This is a genomic window from Amycolatopsis sp. NPDC088138 (genome assembly GCF_044741685.1).
Classification (GTDB): Bacteria; Actinomycetota; Actinomycetes; order Mycobacteriales; family Pseudonocardiaceae; genus Amycolatopsis.
Genome location: NZ_JBIUTB010000005.1, coordinates 258138 through 274780, shown reverse-complemented (window position 1 = coordinate 274780; position 16643 = coordinate 258138). Strand labels below are relative to the sequence as shown.

Here is a 16643-nt window from a genome sequence, read left to right as displayed (position 1 = left end):
TCGCACAGCCCGGAATCTTCACCGGATCGAGTGGTCTTGGCCGTGGGGAGCCAAGCCCGCGAGAACTACCGGCGGCTTCGGCGGCGCAGCCTGCTGATCCCGAACCAGCCGATCCCGACCGCGGCCAGCGCTATCCCGGCGGCGGGGAGGACGGGGAGCCCGGCCCCGTCCCCCGCCGCACCGGACGACGCGCCGGCGCCGGTCGAGGTCTTCCCCTCCGCCGGTGCGCCGGGCTGCGCGGCCAGAGCCGCCGCGCCCCGCACCGCGCGGAGAGGCTGGCCGACGCCTTCGCTGCCCGAGAGCAGCGTCCCGTCGGGATCGAACGCGATCGCCTCACCCTGCTTCTCCCCCGGCAACGGGATCCGGACCGGGGTGCGCTGCAGCGCGGCGAGGACGTCGCCGTCGGGTGCGGCGTAGAGGTAGGCGTCGGTGTACGTGCGCAGCGCGACGACCGTGCCGTCGGCGCTCGAAGCGCCGCCGGTCACCAGCACCGAGCCGATCGACCCGACCGGGCCGCCCTGCGTGTCGGTGGTCTCGATCTTCACCGAGCCGACCTTCTCCAGGTTGGTCGGCCCGGGGCTGGCCAGCGGGCCCTGCGGCCGGTAGACCTTCGCCTCGCCGAGAACGTCCTTGGTGATCAGGTACGGCGTCCCCGCCTTGTCCATGATCAGCGCTTCGGTGTCGTGCTGGCCGTCGGGGTAGGTCAGCCGGTGCAGCGTGAGCTTCCCCTGCGGGCTCAGCTCGAGCAGCGCGACGGTCAGCCGGCCCTTCTGGTTGTCACCGGTGTCGGAGAGCCAAAGCCGCCCGTCGGGTGTGCGGGCCAGGTCCTCGACGTCGAACGGGTCCGTCTTGTCGGTCAGGACCTTCTGCACCTTGCAGTCCCGCCCGAGCACGAACACCTGGACCTTGGTGCCGCCGTCGTTGATCGCGTAGAGGTGCTCGCCGTCGGACACGAGCCCGGACAGCTCACCGATCCGGGAGTCCTTGACCGTGCACAGGGGTTCCACGGCCGGAGCCGCCGACGCGGGCACCGGCCCGGCCAGCACAGCCAAGAACCCCGCCGCTACCGCGACTCCCAAACGCACCCAGCACCTCCGTAGTGTGCGGCCAACCTGGTCGCACACTACGGAGACGTGTCAGGCCCTGGTCGAGTTGGTCTCGTACTCCCGCAAAGCGGCGGCGAAATCCGGGCGGACCCGCGCCAGCAGGCGCGTGCCCTCCTCGACGTGCTCCTCTTCCAGCACTTCGCCGTCCGCGTGCGCCCGCGCGACGAGCTCGCCGTGCGCGTAGGGCACGAGGACCTCGATGGTGACCTCCGGCCGCGGCAGGCGTTCGGTGATCACCTCGACGAGCTCCGGGATGCCGGCGCCGGTACGGGCCGAGACCTGCACCGAGCCGGACAGCGCGTGCCGCAGCCGGGCGAGGGTGACCTCGTCGGACGCGTCGGTCTTGTTGATCACCAGCAGCTCCGGCGGGAGCGGCTCCTTGCGCTTGCGCGTGATCTCGCCGAGCACCTCGCGCACGGCGCTGACCTGCTCCTCCGGCGCCGGGTCGGACCCGTCGACCACGTGCACCAGCAGGTCTGCGTCGGCGGCCTCTTCCAGCGTCGAGCGGAACGCGTCCACCAGCTGGTGCGGCAGGTGCCGCACGAACCCGACGGTGTCGGTCAGCGTGTAGGTGCGCCCGTCCGCGGTCTGCGTGCGCCGCGTGGTCGGGTCGAGGGTGGCGAACAGCGCGTCCTCCACCAGCACCCCGGCCCCGGTCAGCGCGTTGAGCAGGCTCGACTTGCCGGCGTTGGTGTAGCCGACGATCGCCACGCTGGGCACCTCGTTGGCCAGCCGGCGGCCGCGCTTGGTCTCGCGGATGGTGTCCATCGCGGCGATCTCCCGGCGCAGCTTCGCCACGCGCTTGTTGATCCGCCGCCGGTCGGTCTCGAGCTTGGTCTCACCGGGACCACGCAGGCCCACGCCGCCGTTCGCGCCCCCGGCGCGGCCACCGGCCTGCCGGGACAGCGAGGCACCCCACCCGCGCAGCCGCGGGATCAGGTACTGCAGCTGGGCCAGCTCGACCTGCGCCTTGCCCTCCTTGGACCGGGCGTGCTGGGCGAAGATGTCGAGGATCAGCGCGGTCCGGTCGATGACCTTGACCTTGACCTTCTCCTCGAGCTGCCGCAGCTGGCCCGGCGAGAGCTCGCCGTCGCAGATCACGGTGTCGGCGCCGGTGGACCCGACGATGTCGCGCACCTCCCGCACCTTGCCCGAGCCGATGTAGGTGGCCGGGTCCGGCTTGGTCCGCCGCTGGATGAGACCTTCGAGGACTTCGGAACCCGCGGTCTCGGCCAGGCGCGCCAGCTCGGCCAGCGACGCCTCGGACTGCAGGGCGGTGCCCTCGGTCCACACGCCGACCAGCACGACCCGCTCGAGCCGCAGTTGCCGGTACTCGACCTCGGTGACGTCGTCGAGCTCCGTGGACAGCCCCGCGACCCGGCGCAGTGACGCGCGGTCCTCGAGCTCCATCTCGCCCGTCGACAGCTCGGCGTCGTACAGGTCGTCGTGGTCTTCGGTGTGTGTCAGATCTGTCATCGTGCCTCCATGGTCCCACGTTTCGACGCGGAACCGAACTTCTTCAGCTGCTCGGATAGGTGGCGAGGTAGATCGCGGTGCGTTCCGCGCCGGGACGGCGCGGGCGCGCACGGAACTCCTCGAGGAGGGCGTTCAGCCGGTCGTCCAGCTCTTCGCGCTCCTCGGGGGCCACCTGGACGACCAGGCGTGACTGGTGCACGCCCTCGAACCCGGTTTCGGCGATCTCGGCCAGATAGGCCTCGAGCACCGCCTCTTCAACGCCCCGATCACCGCATGAGTCGAGTGTCCACGAAAGTCCCGTGGAGAGGTAGGGGATTTCCCGGGCGCCCCGGGTGCCGCGCCGGGGCGGCTGGGCCGTCAGGAAGCCGGTGTCCACGAGCTTGCGCACGTGGTGCAGGGTGGTCGCCGGGTCGCGGCCGAGCCGCTCGGCGAGCTCCTTGTTGGTCAGGGCCTCGGAGAAGGTCAACCGGATGATGCGCAGCCGTATTCCGGAGGCCAGCGCGGCGGCCTCGGCTTCGGTCGCGGTACGTCGTTCGCGGGAGGGCACGGGCCAAGCCTAGAGCGAACAGTGATTGACACTTTCCAATCACTCGCGCCACACTCGGACCATGTCCAGGGGGTCATCACTGTTCTTCCACGCCGACTTCAGGCGGCTGTGGGCCGGCGACACGGCCAGCCAGCTCGGCTCGTCCGTCGGCAACACCGCCATCCCGCTGCTGGCGGCGGTCACGCTGGCCGCGACGCCGTTCGAGATGGGCCTGCTCACCGCGGCCGAAACGCTCGCGTTCCTGCTGATCGGGCTGCCCGCCGGGGTGTGGGTCGACCGGCTGCGCCGCCGCCGGATCATGCTCGCGGCCGACTTCACCCGCTTCGCGCTGCTGCTCAGCGTGCCACTCGCCTGGTGGGCCGGGGTGCTGACGCTCGCGCAGCTGCTGGTCGTCGTGCTGCTCGTCGGCATCGCGACGCTGTTCTTCGACATCTCCTACCAGTCCTACCTGCCCTCGCTCGTCGGCCGGGAGCACCTGCTGGAGGGCAACGCCAAGCTGCAGTCGGTCCAGTCGGTCGCGCAGATCGCCGGGCCGAGCGGCGCGGGTGTGCTGGTCCAGCTGGTCACGGCCGCGAACACCGTGCTGATCACCGGCCTCGGTTACCTGACCTCGGCGCTGTGCCTGCTCCGCATCCGGGCGGTGGAGCCCGAGCCCGAGCGCGGTGGCCACGCCCCGCTGCTGCAGCAGGTCGGCGAGGGCCTGCGGTTCGTCTTCGCCGACAAGCCGTTGCGCGCGATCGTGGCGTGCACGGCGATCGCGAACCTCTTCGACGCCGCCTTCACCGCGGTCCGGGTGCTGTTCCTGACCCGCACCCTGGGGCTGACGCCGGCGGTGGTCGGCCTGGTGCTGGGCGTCGGCGGCGCGGGCGGCATCCTCGGCGCGCTCTGCTCGGGGGCCATCACCCGGCGGATCGGCCAGTCCCGGGCGATCTGGCTGGTGCCGCTGCTCACCATGCCGGCCTACCTGCTGGTCCCGCTGGCCGCGCCGGGCTGGCGGCTCGTCCTCGCCGGGTCCGGCCTGGCCGTCATGGCGTTCGGGATCATCATCTACAACGTCGCGGCGGTCTCCTACCGCCAGGCGATCTGCCCGGACCGGTTGCTCGGCCGGATGAACGCGAGCGTGCGGTTCGTCGTCTGGGGCACGATCCCGCTCGGCGGGCTGCTGGGCGGCGCGCTGGGCGAATGGCTCGGCCTGCGCACCGCGGTGTGGGTGGCGGTCGGCGGCACGATCTCCGCGGTGCTGTGGGTGGTCTTCTCGCCGCTGCGGCACATGCGCGATCTGCCGACCACGGCGAAAACGGGTTCCGGCGCCGCCTAGAGTTGCTTCATGAACACTCCCCTCGAGCGCCCACAGGTCCCGGACAAGGTCGGTGTCGACGGTCTGGAGGCCAAGTGGGTACCCGTATGGGAGTCCACCGGCGCCTACCGCTTCGACCGCAGCAAGTCCCGCGCCGAGGTCTACTCGATCGACACCCCGCCGCCGACGGCCAGCGGGTCGCTGCACATCGGGCACGTCTTCTCGTACACCCACACCGACGTGCTGGCGCGGTTCAAGCGGATGCGCGGGTCCGAGGTGTTCTACCCGATGGGCTGGGACGACAACGGCCTGCCGACCGAACGCCGCGTGCAGAACCACTTCGGCGTCCGCTGCGACCCGTCGCTGCCCTACGACCCGGACTTCGAAGCGCCGGAGAAGCCGGGCAAGGACGTCGTCTCGATCTCGCGGCGGAACTTCGTCGAGCTGTGCGAATCCCTGACGGTGACCGACGAAAAGGTCTTCGAAGCACTGTGGCGGCAGCTCGGGCTGTCGGTCGACTGGACGATGACCTACCAGACGATCGGGCACGACTCGCGGCTGATCTCGCAGCGCGCGTTCCTGCGCAACCTCGCCCGCGGCGAGGCCTACCAGGCCGAAGCGCCGACGCTCTGGGACGTCTCGTTCCGCACCGCCGTCGCGCAGGCCGAGCTGGAGGACCGGGAGCGCCCCGGCGCGTTCCACGACCTCGCGTTCACCGCCGAAGACGGCTCGGACGTCGTGATCGCGACGACCCGGCCCGAGCTGCTGCCCGCGTGTGTCGCGCTGGTGGCGCACCCGGACGACGAACGTTTCAAGCCGCTGTTCGGGAAGACCGTGCGGACGCCGGTGTTCGGCGTCGAGGTGCCCGTGGTGGCACACCACCTGGCCGACCCCGAGAAGGGCCGCGGCATCGCGATGGTGTGCACCTTCGGCGACACCACCGACGTCACGTGGTGGCGCGAGCTGCGGCTCGCCACCCGGGTCGTGCTGGGCCGGGACGGCCGGTTCCTGCCCGACGCGCCGCACGGCGTGCCGGCCGGGGCCTACGCGCCGCTCGTCGGCAAGACCGTCCACACGGGACGCGAGATCCTGGTGCGCCTGCTGCGCGAAGCCGGTGCGCTGCGCGGGGAACCGCGGCCGATCACGCACTCGGTGAAGTTCTACGAGAGGGGCGACAAGCCGCTGGAGATCGTCGCCAGCCGGCAGTGGTACCTGCGCAACGGCGGCAACGACGAGGCGTTCCGGGCTCGCATGCTGGCCCGTGGCGAGGAACTGAACTGGGTGCCGAAGCACATGAAGGTGCGCTACTCGTCGTGGGTGGAGAACCTCGCCGGTGACTGGCTGGTCAGCCGCCAGCGGTTCTTCGGTGTCCCGTTTCCCCTGTGGTACCGGGTGGACGCGCACGGCGAGCCGGACTACGACGCGCGCCTGCTGCCCGACGACGGTGCGTTGCCGGTGGACCCGAGCAGCGACGTCCCGCCCGGGTTCACCGAGGACCAGCGGGGTGTGCCCGGCGGCTTCGTCGCCGAGGCCGACGTGATGGACACGTGGGCGACCTCGTCGCTCACCCCGCAGATCGTCGGCCGCTGGAGCGTCGACGACGACCTGTTCGAGCGGGTCTTCCCGATGGACCTGCGGCCGCAGGCGCACGAGATCATCCGCACCTGGCTGTTCTCGACGGCGGTGCGCGCGGAGCTGGAGCACGGCGTGCTGCCGTGGCGGGCGGCGTCGATCGCCGGCTGGGTGCTCGACCCCGACCGCAAGAAGATGTCGAAGTCCAAGGGCAACGTCACGACGCCGGTGGACCTGCTGGAGCGGTTCGGCTCGGACGCGGTGCGCTACTGGGCGTCGAGCGCGCGCCCCGGCGTCGACACGGCGGTCGACGAAGGCCAGATGAAGGTCGGCCGCCGCCTGGCGACGAAGCTGCTCAACGCGAGCCGGTTCGTGCTCGGCCTCGGCGTGCCGTCCCCGTCCGCGGCGGTCACCGAACCGCTGGACCGGGCGCTGCTGGCTTCCCTGGCCGTCGTCATCGAGCAGGCGACGGCGGCGCTGGAGGACCTGGACTACGCGCGGGCGCTGCAGGTGACCGAGACGTTCTTCTGGACGTTCTGCGACGACTACGTCGAGCTGGTGAAGGGCCGCGCGTACGGCGACAGCGGCACCTCGGGGGCCGCGTCGGCCCAAGCGGCCCTGGTGACGGCGTTGTCGGCGCTGCTGCGGCTGTTCGCGCCGTTCCTGCCGTTCGCGGCCGAGGAGGTCTGGTCGTGGTGGCAGCCGGGTTCGGTGCACCGGGCCGCGTGGCCGTCGGGCCTGTCGGTCGACGGTGACCCGAAGCTGCTGACGCTGGCGGGCGAGGTGATCGCGGCGGTCCGCCGGGCGAAGACGGACGCGAAGGTCTCGATGCGCACGGCGGTGGAGACGTTGACGCTGACCGGCCCGGCCGACGTGCTGGCCCGGTTCACGGAGATCGAGCCGGACATCCGCGTCGCGGGAGTGATCACGGACGTCACGACCCGCGAAGGCGACTTCGCGGTGGAAGCCAAGGTCGGCGGCTGACGCCGAGGTGGGCTGCCCCGGTCAGGAACCGGCGGCGGCCCACCAGGCGTCGTCGATCTCACCGCGGGCCACGATCTCCGCCGGGCCCGACAGGGTCGACGCGCCGCGGGAGACCGTCACCTCGACCCGGCCGCCCGGGATGTCCACTGTGGACGCGCCGGTGTCCGTGCCCGCCAGGTGGAAGGCCGCCGCCACCGCGGCCACCGTGCCGGTGCCGCAGGCGCGGGTCTCCCCCACGCCGCGCTCGTGGACGCGCATCCGCAGCGCGCCCTCGCCGAGGCGGTTGACGAACTCGAGGTTCACGCCGTCCGGGAAGACGTCGTGGTCGAAGTCGGGCTGGTCGCGCAGGTCCAGGTCCCGGACGTCGGTGTCGTCGAGCACCGAGACCAGGTGCGGGTTGCCGACGTTCACGGCCACGCCGGAGAACGGCCGGCCCGCGACCACGGTGACCGACGTGCCGGTGATCGTCGCCGGGCCCATCCCGACCGTCACCGACCGGTCCGGGTGCACCACCACCGGGCGGTCGCCCGCCCGGGTGCCGACGACGAACTCGCCCTCGGCCGCGAGGCCCGAGTCGACGAGGTAGCGGGCGAACACGCGCACGCCGTTGCCGCACATCTCCGCGATCGAACCGTCCGCGTTGCGGTAGTCCATGAACCACTCGCCCTCGGAGGCGATTTCGAGCGCGGCGGCCCGGACGATGCGGAGCACGCCGTCTGCCCCGAGGCCGCGGTGGCGGTCGCACAGCGCGGCGATCCGGGCCTCGGTCAGCTCGAGGCGGCCCGCCGCGTCGGGGAGCAGCACGAAGTCGTTCTGCGTGCCGTGCCCCTTGAGGAACTCGATTCCGCCCATGGGGAAAGGTTACCGGGCCAGGGTATCCAGGACGCGTGCGGCCAGCCCGGCCTCGGCGCCGTCGAACCAGTGGATCCGCTGGTCGCGCCGGAACCAGGACCGTTGCTTCCTGACGAAGCGCCGGGTGGCCTGCGCCGTCGCCGCGGCGGCGGCCTCGAAGTCGCCTTCGCCGTCGAGCTCGGTGATCACCTGCTGGTAGCCCAGCGCGCGCGAGGCCGTCTTCCCGTCGCGCAGCCCGCGCTCCAGCAGCCCGCGCACCTCGTCGACCAAGCCGGCTTCGAACATCAGCCGGACGCGCTCGTTGACGCGCTCGTCGAGCTCCTCGGGCGCCCGGTCGACGCCGATCACGACCGTGCCGTAGCGGGCGGGCCCCGGCTTCGGCAGGTTCGCCGAGAACGGCTCGCCGGTGATTTCGATGACCTCCAGCGCGCGCACGATCCGGCGGGTGTTGGTCGGCAGGATCGCGGCCGCGGCGGCCGGATCGCGTTCACCCAACCGGGTGTAGAGGGTCGGGGTGCCCAGCGAAACCGCCTCCGCGTCGAGGCGGGCGCGCACGACCGGGTCGGTGCCCGGGAAGCGCAGGTCGTCGAGCACCGCCTGGACGTAGAGCCCGGACCCGCCGGTCAGCACCGGCAGCCGGCCCGCGGCCAGCAGCCGCTCGACCTCGGCCCGGGCGTCGCGCTGGTAGGCCGCGACGGACGCCGTTTCGGTCACGTCCAGCACGTCGAGCAGGTGGTGCGGGACACCGCGGCGCTCCTGGCCGGTGGCCTTGGCGGTGCCGATGTCCATGCCGCGGTAGAGCTGCAGCGCGTCGGCGTTGACGACCTCGCCGCCGAGCTTCAGCGCCAGCTCCACGGCCAGCGCGGTCTTGCCGGTCGCCGTCGGCCCGACCACCGCGACCGGGCGGATCGGGGGTGCGGCGGCGGGGCTGGTCACGACGGCTGACGATACCGGCGTCCCGACACGGAGCGTCCACCGGAAGTAGGATCACGAGCTTCGAGTGGCTCATCCAGTACCACGGTGCGCGCTGAGCTGCTTGAATGCCGCGTGGGGGCCGTAGCATCCGAGCACGGCCCGTGACGACCGCATTACCCGGCCCCGCCGCACCGGCGGGGCGCCCGCGCCAGCGGGCGTACAGGCGATAAGGAGCCTGCGATGGCCCAGGAGAACACTTCCACCGGTACCCCGGCCCCGCACCCGGTGCCGCACGCGCTGCACACCGGGCACAACGCCCCGCCCGTGCCGCCCGCCGAGCCCACCCCGACCACCTGGGGCCGGATCGACGAAGAGGGCACCGTCTACGTCATCACCGCCGAGGGTGAGCGTCCGGTCGGGGTCTGGCAGGCAGGCACTCCCGACGAGGGCCTGGTGCACTACGCCCGCCGCTTCGACGACGTCCGGACCGAGGTCGAGCTGCTGGAGACCCGGCTGGTTTCCGGCGCGGGCGACCCGAAGCACGCCCTGTCGAACGCCACGCAGCTCCGTGACGGCCTCGCCGAAGCCGCCCTGGTCGGTGACCTCGCCGCGCTGGGCCTGCGGCTGGAGTACGTCATCGCCCACGCCGAGAAGGCGCTGGCCAGCGCGAAGCAGGAGCGCGAGGAAGCCCGCGCCGCGGCCGTCGCCCGCAAGCAGGAGCTGGCCGAAGAGGCCGAGAAGATCGCCGCCGACTCCACCCAGTGGAAGGCGGCCGGCGACCGGCTGCGCACGATCCTGGACGAGTGGAAGACGGTCAAGGGCGTCGACCGCAAGACCGACGACGAGCTGTGGAAGCGGTTCTCCAAGGCCCGCGAGGGCTTCAACCGGCGTCGTGGCTCCCACTTCGCCGAGCTCGACAAGCAGCGTGCCTCGGCCAAGACGCGCAAGGAAGAGCTCATCGCCGAGGCCGAGGCCATCAGCGAGTCCGACGACTGGGGTGACACCGCCGGCCGCTACAAGGACCTGATGACCGAGTGGAAGGCCGCCGGCCGGGCGCCGAAGGACAGCGACGAGGCGCTGTGGCAGCGCTTCCGCGCCGCGCAGGACAAGTTCTTCGCCCGCCGGTCCGCGGTGTTCACCGAGCGCGACGCCGAGTTCTCGACGAACGCGTCCCGCAAGGAGGAGCTGCTGGTCGAGGCCGAGAAGATCGACGCCGCCTCGAACCTCGAAGCCGCCAAGAACGCGCTGCGCAAGATCCAGGAGCAGTGGGACGAGATCGGCAAGGTCCCGCGCGAGCGCATCCGCGAGCTGGACGGCCGCCTGAAGGCCGTCCAGGACTCGGTGAAGTCGGCCGAGGACTCCCGCTGGCGCCGCACGGACCCGGAGGCGCAGGCCCGCGCCGCGCAGTTCCGCGAGCGCGTCGAGCAGTTCGAGTCCCAGGCGGCCAAGGCCCGCGCCGCGGGCGACGAGCGCCGCGCGAAGAAGGCCGACGACCAGGCCGCCCAGTGGCGCGAGTGGCTGCAGGCCGCGGAGGCGGCCGTCGCCGACCGCTGAGGTCGTTCTACAAAGCCGTGAATGGCCCATTGAGGGACTTGAAGTCCCTCAATGGGCCATTCACGGCTTTCGGGCAAGGGGACGGTCATCCGACCTTTACCTCGGCCTGATCGGGATCGTAGGTGCTCTAGGAGCGCGAGAAGGCCGTGCGCATCCACTGGACGGCGAGGCAGATCATCGCGATCCAGGCGAGGATCAGGCCGATCCCGGGACCGCCGCCGGCGGTGCCGCTGGCGTGGGACGACTGCTGCGACCAGATGGCCAGCAGCCCGTCCACCGAGGCGAACCAGCCCCCGGCGGCGCACACCCAGGCCAGCCACCACCGGCGCGTCACCAGCGCGAGCGCGGACGCGAGGACGCCGATGCCGGTCGACGTCGCGGCGAACAGCTGCGGGATGCCGCCGCCCTCGCCGGCCAGCACCTGCCAGCCGGCGTGGTCGCCGACCCAGGGCAGCAGCAGGCAGCCGAGCAGCACGAACGTGAACACCGCGATGGTGAACCCGCGACGGCCGAGCTCGACCGTGCGGGACGCCTGCTGCCCCACCTCGTCGATCTCGGCGGCCAGCTCGTCGAGCTCGCCGGCCTTCTGGGGTTCCGTCACAACGCACACCCGCTCACCGGTTCGGGCCGGGCCGCCGGGGCACCGAAGCCCGGCAGGCCCAGCGTGACGCCGTTGGTCTTGGGCCGCAGCCCCGCCTCGGCGTTGTCACCGGCGCGTGTCCGCCGGTGGGAGATCAGGTCGCCGTCGGCGACCATGTGGTGCGGCGCGCTGTAGGTGACGACCGTCTCGACGACGTCGCCGGGGCGCACGCCGCGGTCCACCGCCGGGCCGGTCGGCGCGAAGTGCACCAGCCGCCCGTCGCGGCCGCGGCCGCTCATCCGGTGCGTCGCGGCGTCCTTGCGGCCCTCGCCGTCGGCGACGAGCAGCTCGACCCGGCGGCCGACGATCTTCTTGTTCTCGTCCCAGGAGATCGCGTTCTGCAGCTCGACCAGGCGCTCGTAGCGTTCCTGGACGACCTCCTTGGGCAGCTGGCCGTCCATCGTCGCGGCCGGGGTGCCCGGGCGCTTCGAGTACTGGAAGGTGAACGCGCTCGAGAAGCGGGACTGCGCCACGACGTCCAGCGTCGCCTGGAAGTCCTCCTCGGTCTCGCCGGGGAAGCCGACGATGATGTCGGTGGTGATGGCCGCGTCGGGCATCGCCGCGCGGACCTCGTCGAGGATCTTCAGGTAGCGCGTGGAGCGGTAGGACCGCTTCATCTCGCGCAGCACCCGGTCGGACCCGGACTGCAGCGGCATGTGCAGCTGGTGGCAGACGTTCGGGGTCTCGGCCATCGCGTCGATGACGTCGGAGGTGAACGCGGCCGGGTGCGGCGAGGTGAACCGGACGCGCTCCAGGCCGTCGATCCCGCCGCAGGCGCGCAGCAGCTTGCCGAACGCCTGCCTGTCACCGAACTCGACGCCGTAGGAGTTCACGTTCTGGCCGAGCAGGGTGACCTCGAGCACGCCCTCGGCGACGAGCGCCTCGACCTCGGCGAGGATCTCGCCCGGCCGCCGGTCGCGTTCCTTGCCGCGCAACGCGGGCACGATGCAGAAGGTGCAGGTGTTGTTGCAGCCGACCGAAACGGACACCCAGCTCGCGTAGGACGATTCGCGGCGCGCGGGCAGCGTCGAGGGGAACGTCTCGAGGGATTCGAGGATCTCGACCTCGGCCTCGGCGTTGTGCCGCGCGCGCTCCAGCAGCGTCGGCAGCGAACCGATGTTGTGCGTCCCGAACACGACGTCGACCCAGGGCGCCCGCTTGACGATCTCCCCGCGGTCCTTCTGCGCCAGGCACCCGCCGACGGCGATCTGCAGGTCCGGGTTCGCGGTCTTGTCCGGCCGCAGGTGCCCGAGGGTGCCGTACAGCTTGTTGTCCGCGTTCTCCCGGACGGCGCAGGTGTTGAACACGATGAGGTCGGGCTTGCCGTCCTCGCCGACGGGCACGTACCCGGCCTCTTCGAGCTGCCCCGCGAGGCGCTCGGAGTCGTGGACGTTCATCTGGCAGCCGAAGGTGCGGATCTGGTACGCCCTGGGTGCCTGTGTCTCGGTCATCGCCGTTCAGGGTAACCCCGGGTTCGGGTGCGGCGGCCGCCCGGGCATCCCGCCCCGGCCCTGGGAGCCGAGCAGCTCGATCACCGCGGCCGACTTCGGTTCGTCGAGGAAACGCAGGCCCATGAAGTTGTCGCCCTCGGTGAAGCCGGGCAGGGCCCAGATCGCCTCGTACGGCAGCTCCACGGACCGGTAACGGCGCAGGCTGTAGACGTTGCTCCACAAGCACTTGCCGGGGCCGGGGCGCCAGAGCCGCCGGGCGAACGCGGGGTTCCGGAAACCGTGCCCCACCTCGGCGGTGGCGCGCACGCGCTTGCCGCCGGTGAGGAGCACGACGTCGCCGGTGGTGACGGTGTCCATCCGGCGGTCGTACTTGTCCTTGGCGCCCCAGAACCGGGCGTGCCCGCCCGGATGCACGGCGTTGAGGCGGGCGAGGTCGGCCGGGTCCAGCAGGTCGGCGTGCTCGCCGATGGCGACGGTCCGCTCCAGGGTTTCCGCGCCGTACCGGCGGGCTTCCGGAGTGCCGTAGGAAGGCTGGATGAACACCTGGGCCACGCCTCGCACGGTACCCGGGCACGGCGCCGCGCCGGATGCTCGGTACTCGACGCGGGTGCCCGCTCCCGTCTCCTCCGCGCGGTCGTACACGAAACTCGAGGAACTCACCGCGCGCGGCGCCGACCCGACGTCGGCGGCCTGGAAGAGCCTCACCGGCGAGGAGGACACCCCGGACCTCGTGCCGCGGCTGCACCACCGCCGTCAACGACAGCTCGGACGGGCGGCATCAGGCGCTGCCCCTCGCCCGGCCCTGCGGAGTTCGGGCTACCCCTGCTCCTCGCCGGGCAGGGCGAAGAGCGTCCGCTGGTCCGGGTCCTCCGGTTCCCCGCCCAGGCGGAGGCACTTGCGGCAGCTGACCCCCTGGTGGGTCGGGGTGACCTCGCCGCCCGCGCCCAGGCCCGACCAGCCCTGGTGGCACGCCGGCGCCGGGAGGGTCAGGCTGTTGAGCCACGGCACCCAGCTGACCCGGTGGGCGACGCCGGACCGGCCGATGTGCAGGCGCATGCCGGTGAACAGGCGGTGCTGCTCTTCCGCGAAGCGCGCGGGGTCGATGGGCGGGACCGGGAAGAGGGGGATCGGCTCGCTCATCCTCCCAGTATGGAGGGTCGTACACCGCGAATTCGGGAGGAAGCCACCCCGGCCGGGTACGTTGCCTGCCGTGAAGACTCAGGCCCTGCTGCTGTCCGCCGTGCTCACCGTCACCCTGGCCACGCCGGCCTCGGCCGAAAGCGGGGCGCTCGCGCCCGGCGTCACGGTCCGGACCACCGTGTCCGGCGAAGGCACCGGCCACAACACCTGGACGGCCACCGTGCAGGTGCCCGGCGGCTCCAGCCCCGACCCGGACGCGCCGCCGTCCGCGCTCGGCACCCGGGAGCACGCCGACGCGCTCGTGACCGCCTTGCGCGGCAAGGGTTTCGCGGCGCGTGCCGAGCAGGTCGACTGGCCGGCTTTCGCCGACACCCCGCGCGGCGCGCTCGGCTGGCGGGTGCGGGTCGGCTCCTTCGCAGACCAGGCGACCGCCGCCGCGACGGTGAAAGCCATGTCCGCCAACGGGTTCACCGCCGCCGCCGAGTGGACCGGGCAGGACGGGCCGCAGGCGCGGGGACCGCAGCACGTGCGGGTCGCGATCGTCGACCCGCGGCGGTTCGGCGGGCAGGTCGTGGCGTCGCACGGCGAATCGGTGGCCGGACGGCGTACGACGTCGGCGTTGTCGGCCGCGGCCGGGGCGCTCGTCGGCGTCAACGGCGGCTTCTTCGTCATCGACCCGCGCGACGGCATCCCCGGTGAGCCGGCGGGTGCCGGTGTCTACCAAGGCCTCCTGCAGAGCGAAGCCACGGCCGGGCGGCCCGCGCTGCTGCTCGGGCAACGGCCGTCGATCGGGGTGCCGCGGACCGTGCTGACCGTCGGCGACCGGCGCGTCGACGGCGTGAACCGCAAACCCGGCCTGGTCCGCAACTGCGGCGAGCCCGGGACCGTCCCGACCGACCGGCCGCAGCAGGACACGACCTGCACGCACCCGGACGACCTGGTGCTGTTCACCCCGCAGCTCGGCACGCCCACCCCCGCCGGTGACGGGGTCGAAGCCGTGCTGGACGCCCACGACGTCGTCACCGCGGTCCGGGCGCCCGGCGGTGCCGTGCCCGCGGGCGGGCACACCGTGCAGGGCGTCGGCTCGGCCGCGACGTGGCTGACCGCGCACGCGCGGCCGGGTGCGCGGCTGCCCGTCGGCACGCGGATCTTCGACGGCGCCCGCCCGATCCACCCGGCCGGTGTGGTCAACGGCGGCCCGTGGCTGGTCCGCGACGGCCGGATCGCGGTGGACGCGGCGGCGGACGGCGTCGTGCACCCCGGCGACCCGTCGTTCGTGTACGGCTGGGGCGTCAAGCGCAACCCGCGGACGATGGTCGGCCTCGACCGCAGCGGGCGGCTGCTGATCGTCGCGGCCGACGGGCGCCAGCCCGGGTACAGCGAGGGGCTTTCACTGCTGGAAGGCGCACAGCTGATGGCGCGGCTGGGCGCGGTGACCGCGATCAACCTCGACGGCGGCGGCTCGACGGCCATGGCGATCGACGGCCGGCTGGTCAGCTCCCCCTCCGACGCGACCGGCGAGCGCCCGGTCGGCGACGCCGTGCTGGTGGTGCCGCGCTGACGCGGGCCGACAACGCCGCCCGGCATCCCGCTATACACAGCAGGATCGCGAACAGGTCGGCCGCCGGAAGCGCATCCGTCCGTCACGCTAACGTGGCTCGACAACACCGCGCACAGCTTCCAACAGCGCCGACCGATGCTCGCCCACCCGTGACTCCGGCCCGGCGGCGCGATCAGCGCTCAGCCAGCATTCCGTCACAGCGCAGCATGATCGCGAACAGGTCGGCCGCCGGGAGCCGCCCGCCGCGCTAACGCGGGTCGACAACGCCGCGCACGGCCTCCAGCAGCGCCGCCCGGTGCTCGCCCACCCGCGACTCCGGCCCGGCCGCCGCGATCAGCGCCGGGGGCGCGCTCAGCCAGCTCTCGGTCATGCGCAGCACGATCGCAAAGAGATCGGCCGCCGGAAGATCTCCGCGGACCCGCCCGTCGCGCTGCGCCGCCGCGACCGCGTCGACGCGCGCCCGGAACCGGTCGACCTCGGCGGCGGAGGGCTCGATCCGCTCGAGCGTGCGCCACGTGGCCAGCCGCCGGGAGGCCGTGTTGGCCAGCATGTGGTCGTACCTGGCGGCGGCGAAGGCGTTGAGGTCGCCGTCGGCCATCGGCGCCGCTTCGAAGACGGCTCGCGCCTCTTCTTCCACCACCGCGTCGAACAGCTGGTTCTTGTCGCCGAAGTAGACGTAGATCAGCCGCTTGTTCGCCCCGGCGCGCTCGGCGATCCGGTCGATCCGCGCGCCGGCCGGGCCGTGCTCGGCGAACTCCGCCGTCGCCGCGTCGAGCAGGAGCGCCTTCGTGGCCGCGGCGTCGCGGGGACGAGGCTGGGTCACCACGCCACCGGGCCCGAGGCGGCGAAGAACCCGCCCGTCGGGCCGTCCGGGCCGGCCTGGGCGAGCCGGACGGTCGCTTCGGCACCTTGCTCGACCGTCTGGAAACCGGTGTTGTGGTTGAGATCGGTCTTCGTGTACCCGGGGTCAACGGCGTTGATCCGCATCTCCGGGAACGCCTTGGCGTACTGCACGGTGACCATGTTCAGCGCGGCCTTGGACGACGGGTACGCGACACCCTGGTAGAAGTGCGTGAACGAGGCCGGGTCCGCCAGGTCCGCGGTCCGGGCCAGGCCGCTGCTGACGTTGACCACCACCGGGTTGGCGGAGCGCCGCAGCAGCGGCAGGAACGCGCCGGTGACCCGGACGATCCCGAACACGTTGGTCTCGTACAGGTCCCGCAGCTGATCGGCGGTCACGTCGGCGGCGCCGATCACCCCGCCGTCGGACGTCCGGCCCTCGACACCGGCGTTGTTCACGAGGACGTCCAGTCCCCCGCCGGCCTCGACGGTCCCGGCCGCCGCGGCCACCGACGCGTCGTCGGTGACGTCGAGCTGCACGAACCGCGCGCCCAGCTGTTCGGCGGCGGCGCGGCCGCGTTCGGCGTCGCGCGCGCCGACGTACACGGTGTGGCCGGCGGCGATGAGCTGGCGTGCCGTCTCGTAGCCGATGCCCTTGTTCGCGCCGGTGACCAGTGTGGTTGTCATGGCTTCCGCTCCATCCCATAT

General features: G+C 72.5%; 15 protein-coding genes. 4 read left to right on the top strand and 11 right to left on the bottom strand.

The features are described 5' to 3' along the window. Positions 1-65: 65 nt before the first annotated feature. Genes ACIOD2_RS27780 through ACIOD2_RS27770 form a run of 3 tightly spaced genes read right to left on the bottom strand, consistent with a single transcriptional unit; the run spans position 66 to position 3129 of the window. On the bottom strand, positions 66-1085 hold the full coding sequence (locus ACIOD2_RS27780) for a hypothetical protein (RefSeq protein ID WP_400544027.1): 1020 nt from the start codon (positions 1083-1085) through the stop codon (positions 66-68). Positions 1086-1136: 51 nt separating this feature from the next. Beyond that, complete coding sequence (gene hflX / locus ACIOD2_RS27775) at positions 1137-2582, bottom strand: GTPase HflX (RefSeq protein ID WP_400544024.1); 1446 nt, start codon at positions 2580-2582, stop codon at positions 1137-1139. Between the two features lie 43 nt (positions 2583-2625). Further along, on the bottom strand, positions 2626-3129 hold the full coding sequence (locus ACIOD2_RS27770; protein WP_400544021.1) for an ArsR/SmtB family transcription factor: 504 nt from the start codon (positions 3127-3129) through the stop codon (positions 2626-2628). A gap of 61 nt (positions 3130-3190) precedes the next feature. Here ACIOD2_RS27770 and ACIOD2_RS27765 point away from each other — a divergent pair, with 61 nt between their 5' ends. Together ACIOD2_RS27765 and valS are read left to right on the top strand one after the other, a co-directional pair. Further along, the gene (locus ACIOD2_RS27765) at positions 3191-4447 is read left to right on the top strand and encodes an MFS transporter (protein WP_400544018.1); all 1257 of its coding nucleotides are present in this window, start codon (positions 3191-3193) and stop codon (positions 4445-4447) included. Between the two features lie 9 nt (positions 4448-4456). Continuing rightward, positions 4457-6982 (top strand): valine--tRNA ligase, encoded by a 2526-nt coding sequence (gene valS / locus ACIOD2_RS27760; RefSeq protein ID WP_400544015.1) that lies wholly within the window; start codon positions 4457-4459, stop codon positions 6980-6982. A gap of 21 nt (positions 6983-7003) precedes the next feature. Here the strand turns inward: valS and dapF are convergent, their stop codons facing one another. Both dapF and miaA read right to left on the bottom strand, forming a co-directional pair. Continuing rightward, complete coding sequence (dapF, locus tag ACIOD2_RS27755; RefSeq protein WP_400544012.1) at positions 7004-7834, bottom strand: diaminopimelate epimerase; 831 nt, start codon at positions 7832-7834, stop codon at positions 7004-7006. Positions 7835-7843: 9 nt separating this feature from the next. Next, positions 7844-8770, bottom strand: a complete 927-nt coding sequence (miaA, locus tag ACIOD2_RS27750; RefSeq protein ID WP_400544009.1) for a tRNA (adenosine(37)-N6)-dimethylallyltransferase MiaA — start codon at positions 8768-8770, stop codon at positions 7844-7846. Between the two features lie 219 nt (positions 8771-8989). Here miaA and ACIOD2_RS27745 point away from each other — a divergent pair, with 219 nt between their 5' ends. Beyond that, positions 8990-10303 (top strand): DUF349 domain-containing protein, encoded by a 1314-nt coding sequence (locus ACIOD2_RS27745; RefSeq protein WP_400544006.1) that lies wholly within the window; start codon positions 8990-8992, stop codon positions 10301-10303. Positions 10304-10430: 127 nt separating this feature from the next. Here the strand turns inward: ACIOD2_RS27745 and ACIOD2_RS27740 are convergent, their stop codons facing one another. The 4 genes from ACIOD2_RS27740 to ACIOD2_RS27725 form a co-directional block, all read right to left on the bottom strand. Next, a complete protein-coding gene (locus ACIOD2_RS27740) occupies positions 10431-10904 on the bottom strand; it encodes a hypothetical protein (RefSeq protein ID WP_400544003.1) in 474 nt (157 codons plus the stop codon). Then, on the bottom strand, positions 10901-12394 hold the full coding sequence (gene miaB, locus ACIOD2_RS27735; protein WP_400544000.1) for a tRNA (N6-isopentenyl adenosine(37)-C2)-methylthiotransferase MiaB: 1494 nt from the start codon (positions 12392-12394) through the stop codon (positions 10901-10903). The genes ACIOD2_RS27740 and miaB overlap by 4 nt, the downstream gene beginning before the upstream one ends. 6 nt (positions 12395-12400) lie before the next feature. Beyond that, positions 12401-13099 (bottom strand): hypothetical protein, encoded by a 699-nt coding sequence (locus tag ACIOD2_RS27730; protein ID WP_400543998.1) that lies wholly within the window; start codon positions 13097-13099, stop codon positions 12401-12403. A 111-nt stretch (positions 13100-13210) separates the two neighbouring features. After that, complete coding sequence (locus ACIOD2_RS27725) at positions 13211-13534, bottom strand: hypothetical protein (protein ID WP_400543995.1); 324 nt, start codon at positions 13532-13534, stop codon at positions 13211-13213. Between the two features lie 70 nt (positions 13535-13604). On the opposite strand from ACIOD2_RS27725, the gene ACIOD2_RS27720 reads away from it, so the two are divergent. After that, positions 13605-15095, top strand: a complete 1491-nt coding sequence (locus tag ACIOD2_RS27720) for a phosphodiester glycosidase family protein (RefSeq protein WP_400543992.1) — start codon at positions 13605-13607, stop codon at positions 15093-15095. A 247-nt stretch (positions 15096-15342) separates the two neighbouring features. On the opposite strand, the gene ACIOD2_RS27715 is transcribed toward ACIOD2_RS27720, so the two are convergent. Continuing rightward, positions 15343-15918 carry a TetR/AcrR family transcriptional regulator gene (locus tag ACIOD2_RS27715; protein WP_400543989.1) on the bottom strand — a complete coding sequence of 192 codons (576 nt, stop codon included), beginning with the start codon at positions 15916-15918 and terminating at the stop codon, positions 15343-15345. Next, on the bottom strand, positions 15915-16622 hold the full coding sequence (locus tag ACIOD2_RS27710; RefSeq protein WP_400543986.1) for an SDR family NAD(P)-dependent oxidoreductase: 708 nt from the start codon (positions 16620-16622) through the stop codon (positions 15915-15917). Before ACIOD2_RS27710 ends, ACIOD2_RS27715 begins: the two co-directional genes overlap by 4 nt. Between the last annotated feature and the right edge of the window lie 21 nt (positions 16623-16643).

Coding starts and splice junctions, on each gene's coding strand:
- hflX (WP_400544024.1), bottom strand. CDS start 2,582: ATGACAGATCTGACACACACCGAAGACCACGACGACCTGTACGACGCC.
- ACIOD2_RS27765 (WP_400544018.1), top strand. CDS start 3,191: ATGTCCAGGGGGTCATCACTGTTCTTCCACGCCGACTTCAGGCGGCTG.
- valS (WP_400544015.1), top strand. CDS start 4,457: ATGAACACTCCCCTCGAGCGCCCACAGGTCCCGGACAAGGTCGGTGTC.
- dapF (WP_400544012.1), bottom strand. CDS start 7,834: ATGGGCGGAATCGAGTTCCTCAAGGGGCACGGCACGCAGAACGACTTC.
- ACIOD2_RS27745 (WP_400544006.1), top strand. CDS start 8,990: ATGGCCCAGGAGAACACTTCCACCGGTACCCCGGCCCCGCACCCGGTG.
- miaB (WP_400544000.1), bottom strand. CDS start 12,394: ATGACCGAGACACAGGCACCCAGGGCGTACCAGATCCGCACCTTCGGC.
- ACIOD2_RS27725 (WP_400543995.1), bottom strand. CDS start 13,534: ATGAGCGAGCCGATCCCCCTCTTCCCGGTCCCGCCCATCGACCCCGCG.
- ACIOD2_RS27710 (WP_400543986.1), bottom strand. CDS start 16,622: ATGACAACCACACTGGTCACCGGCGCGAACAAGGGCATCGGCTACGAG.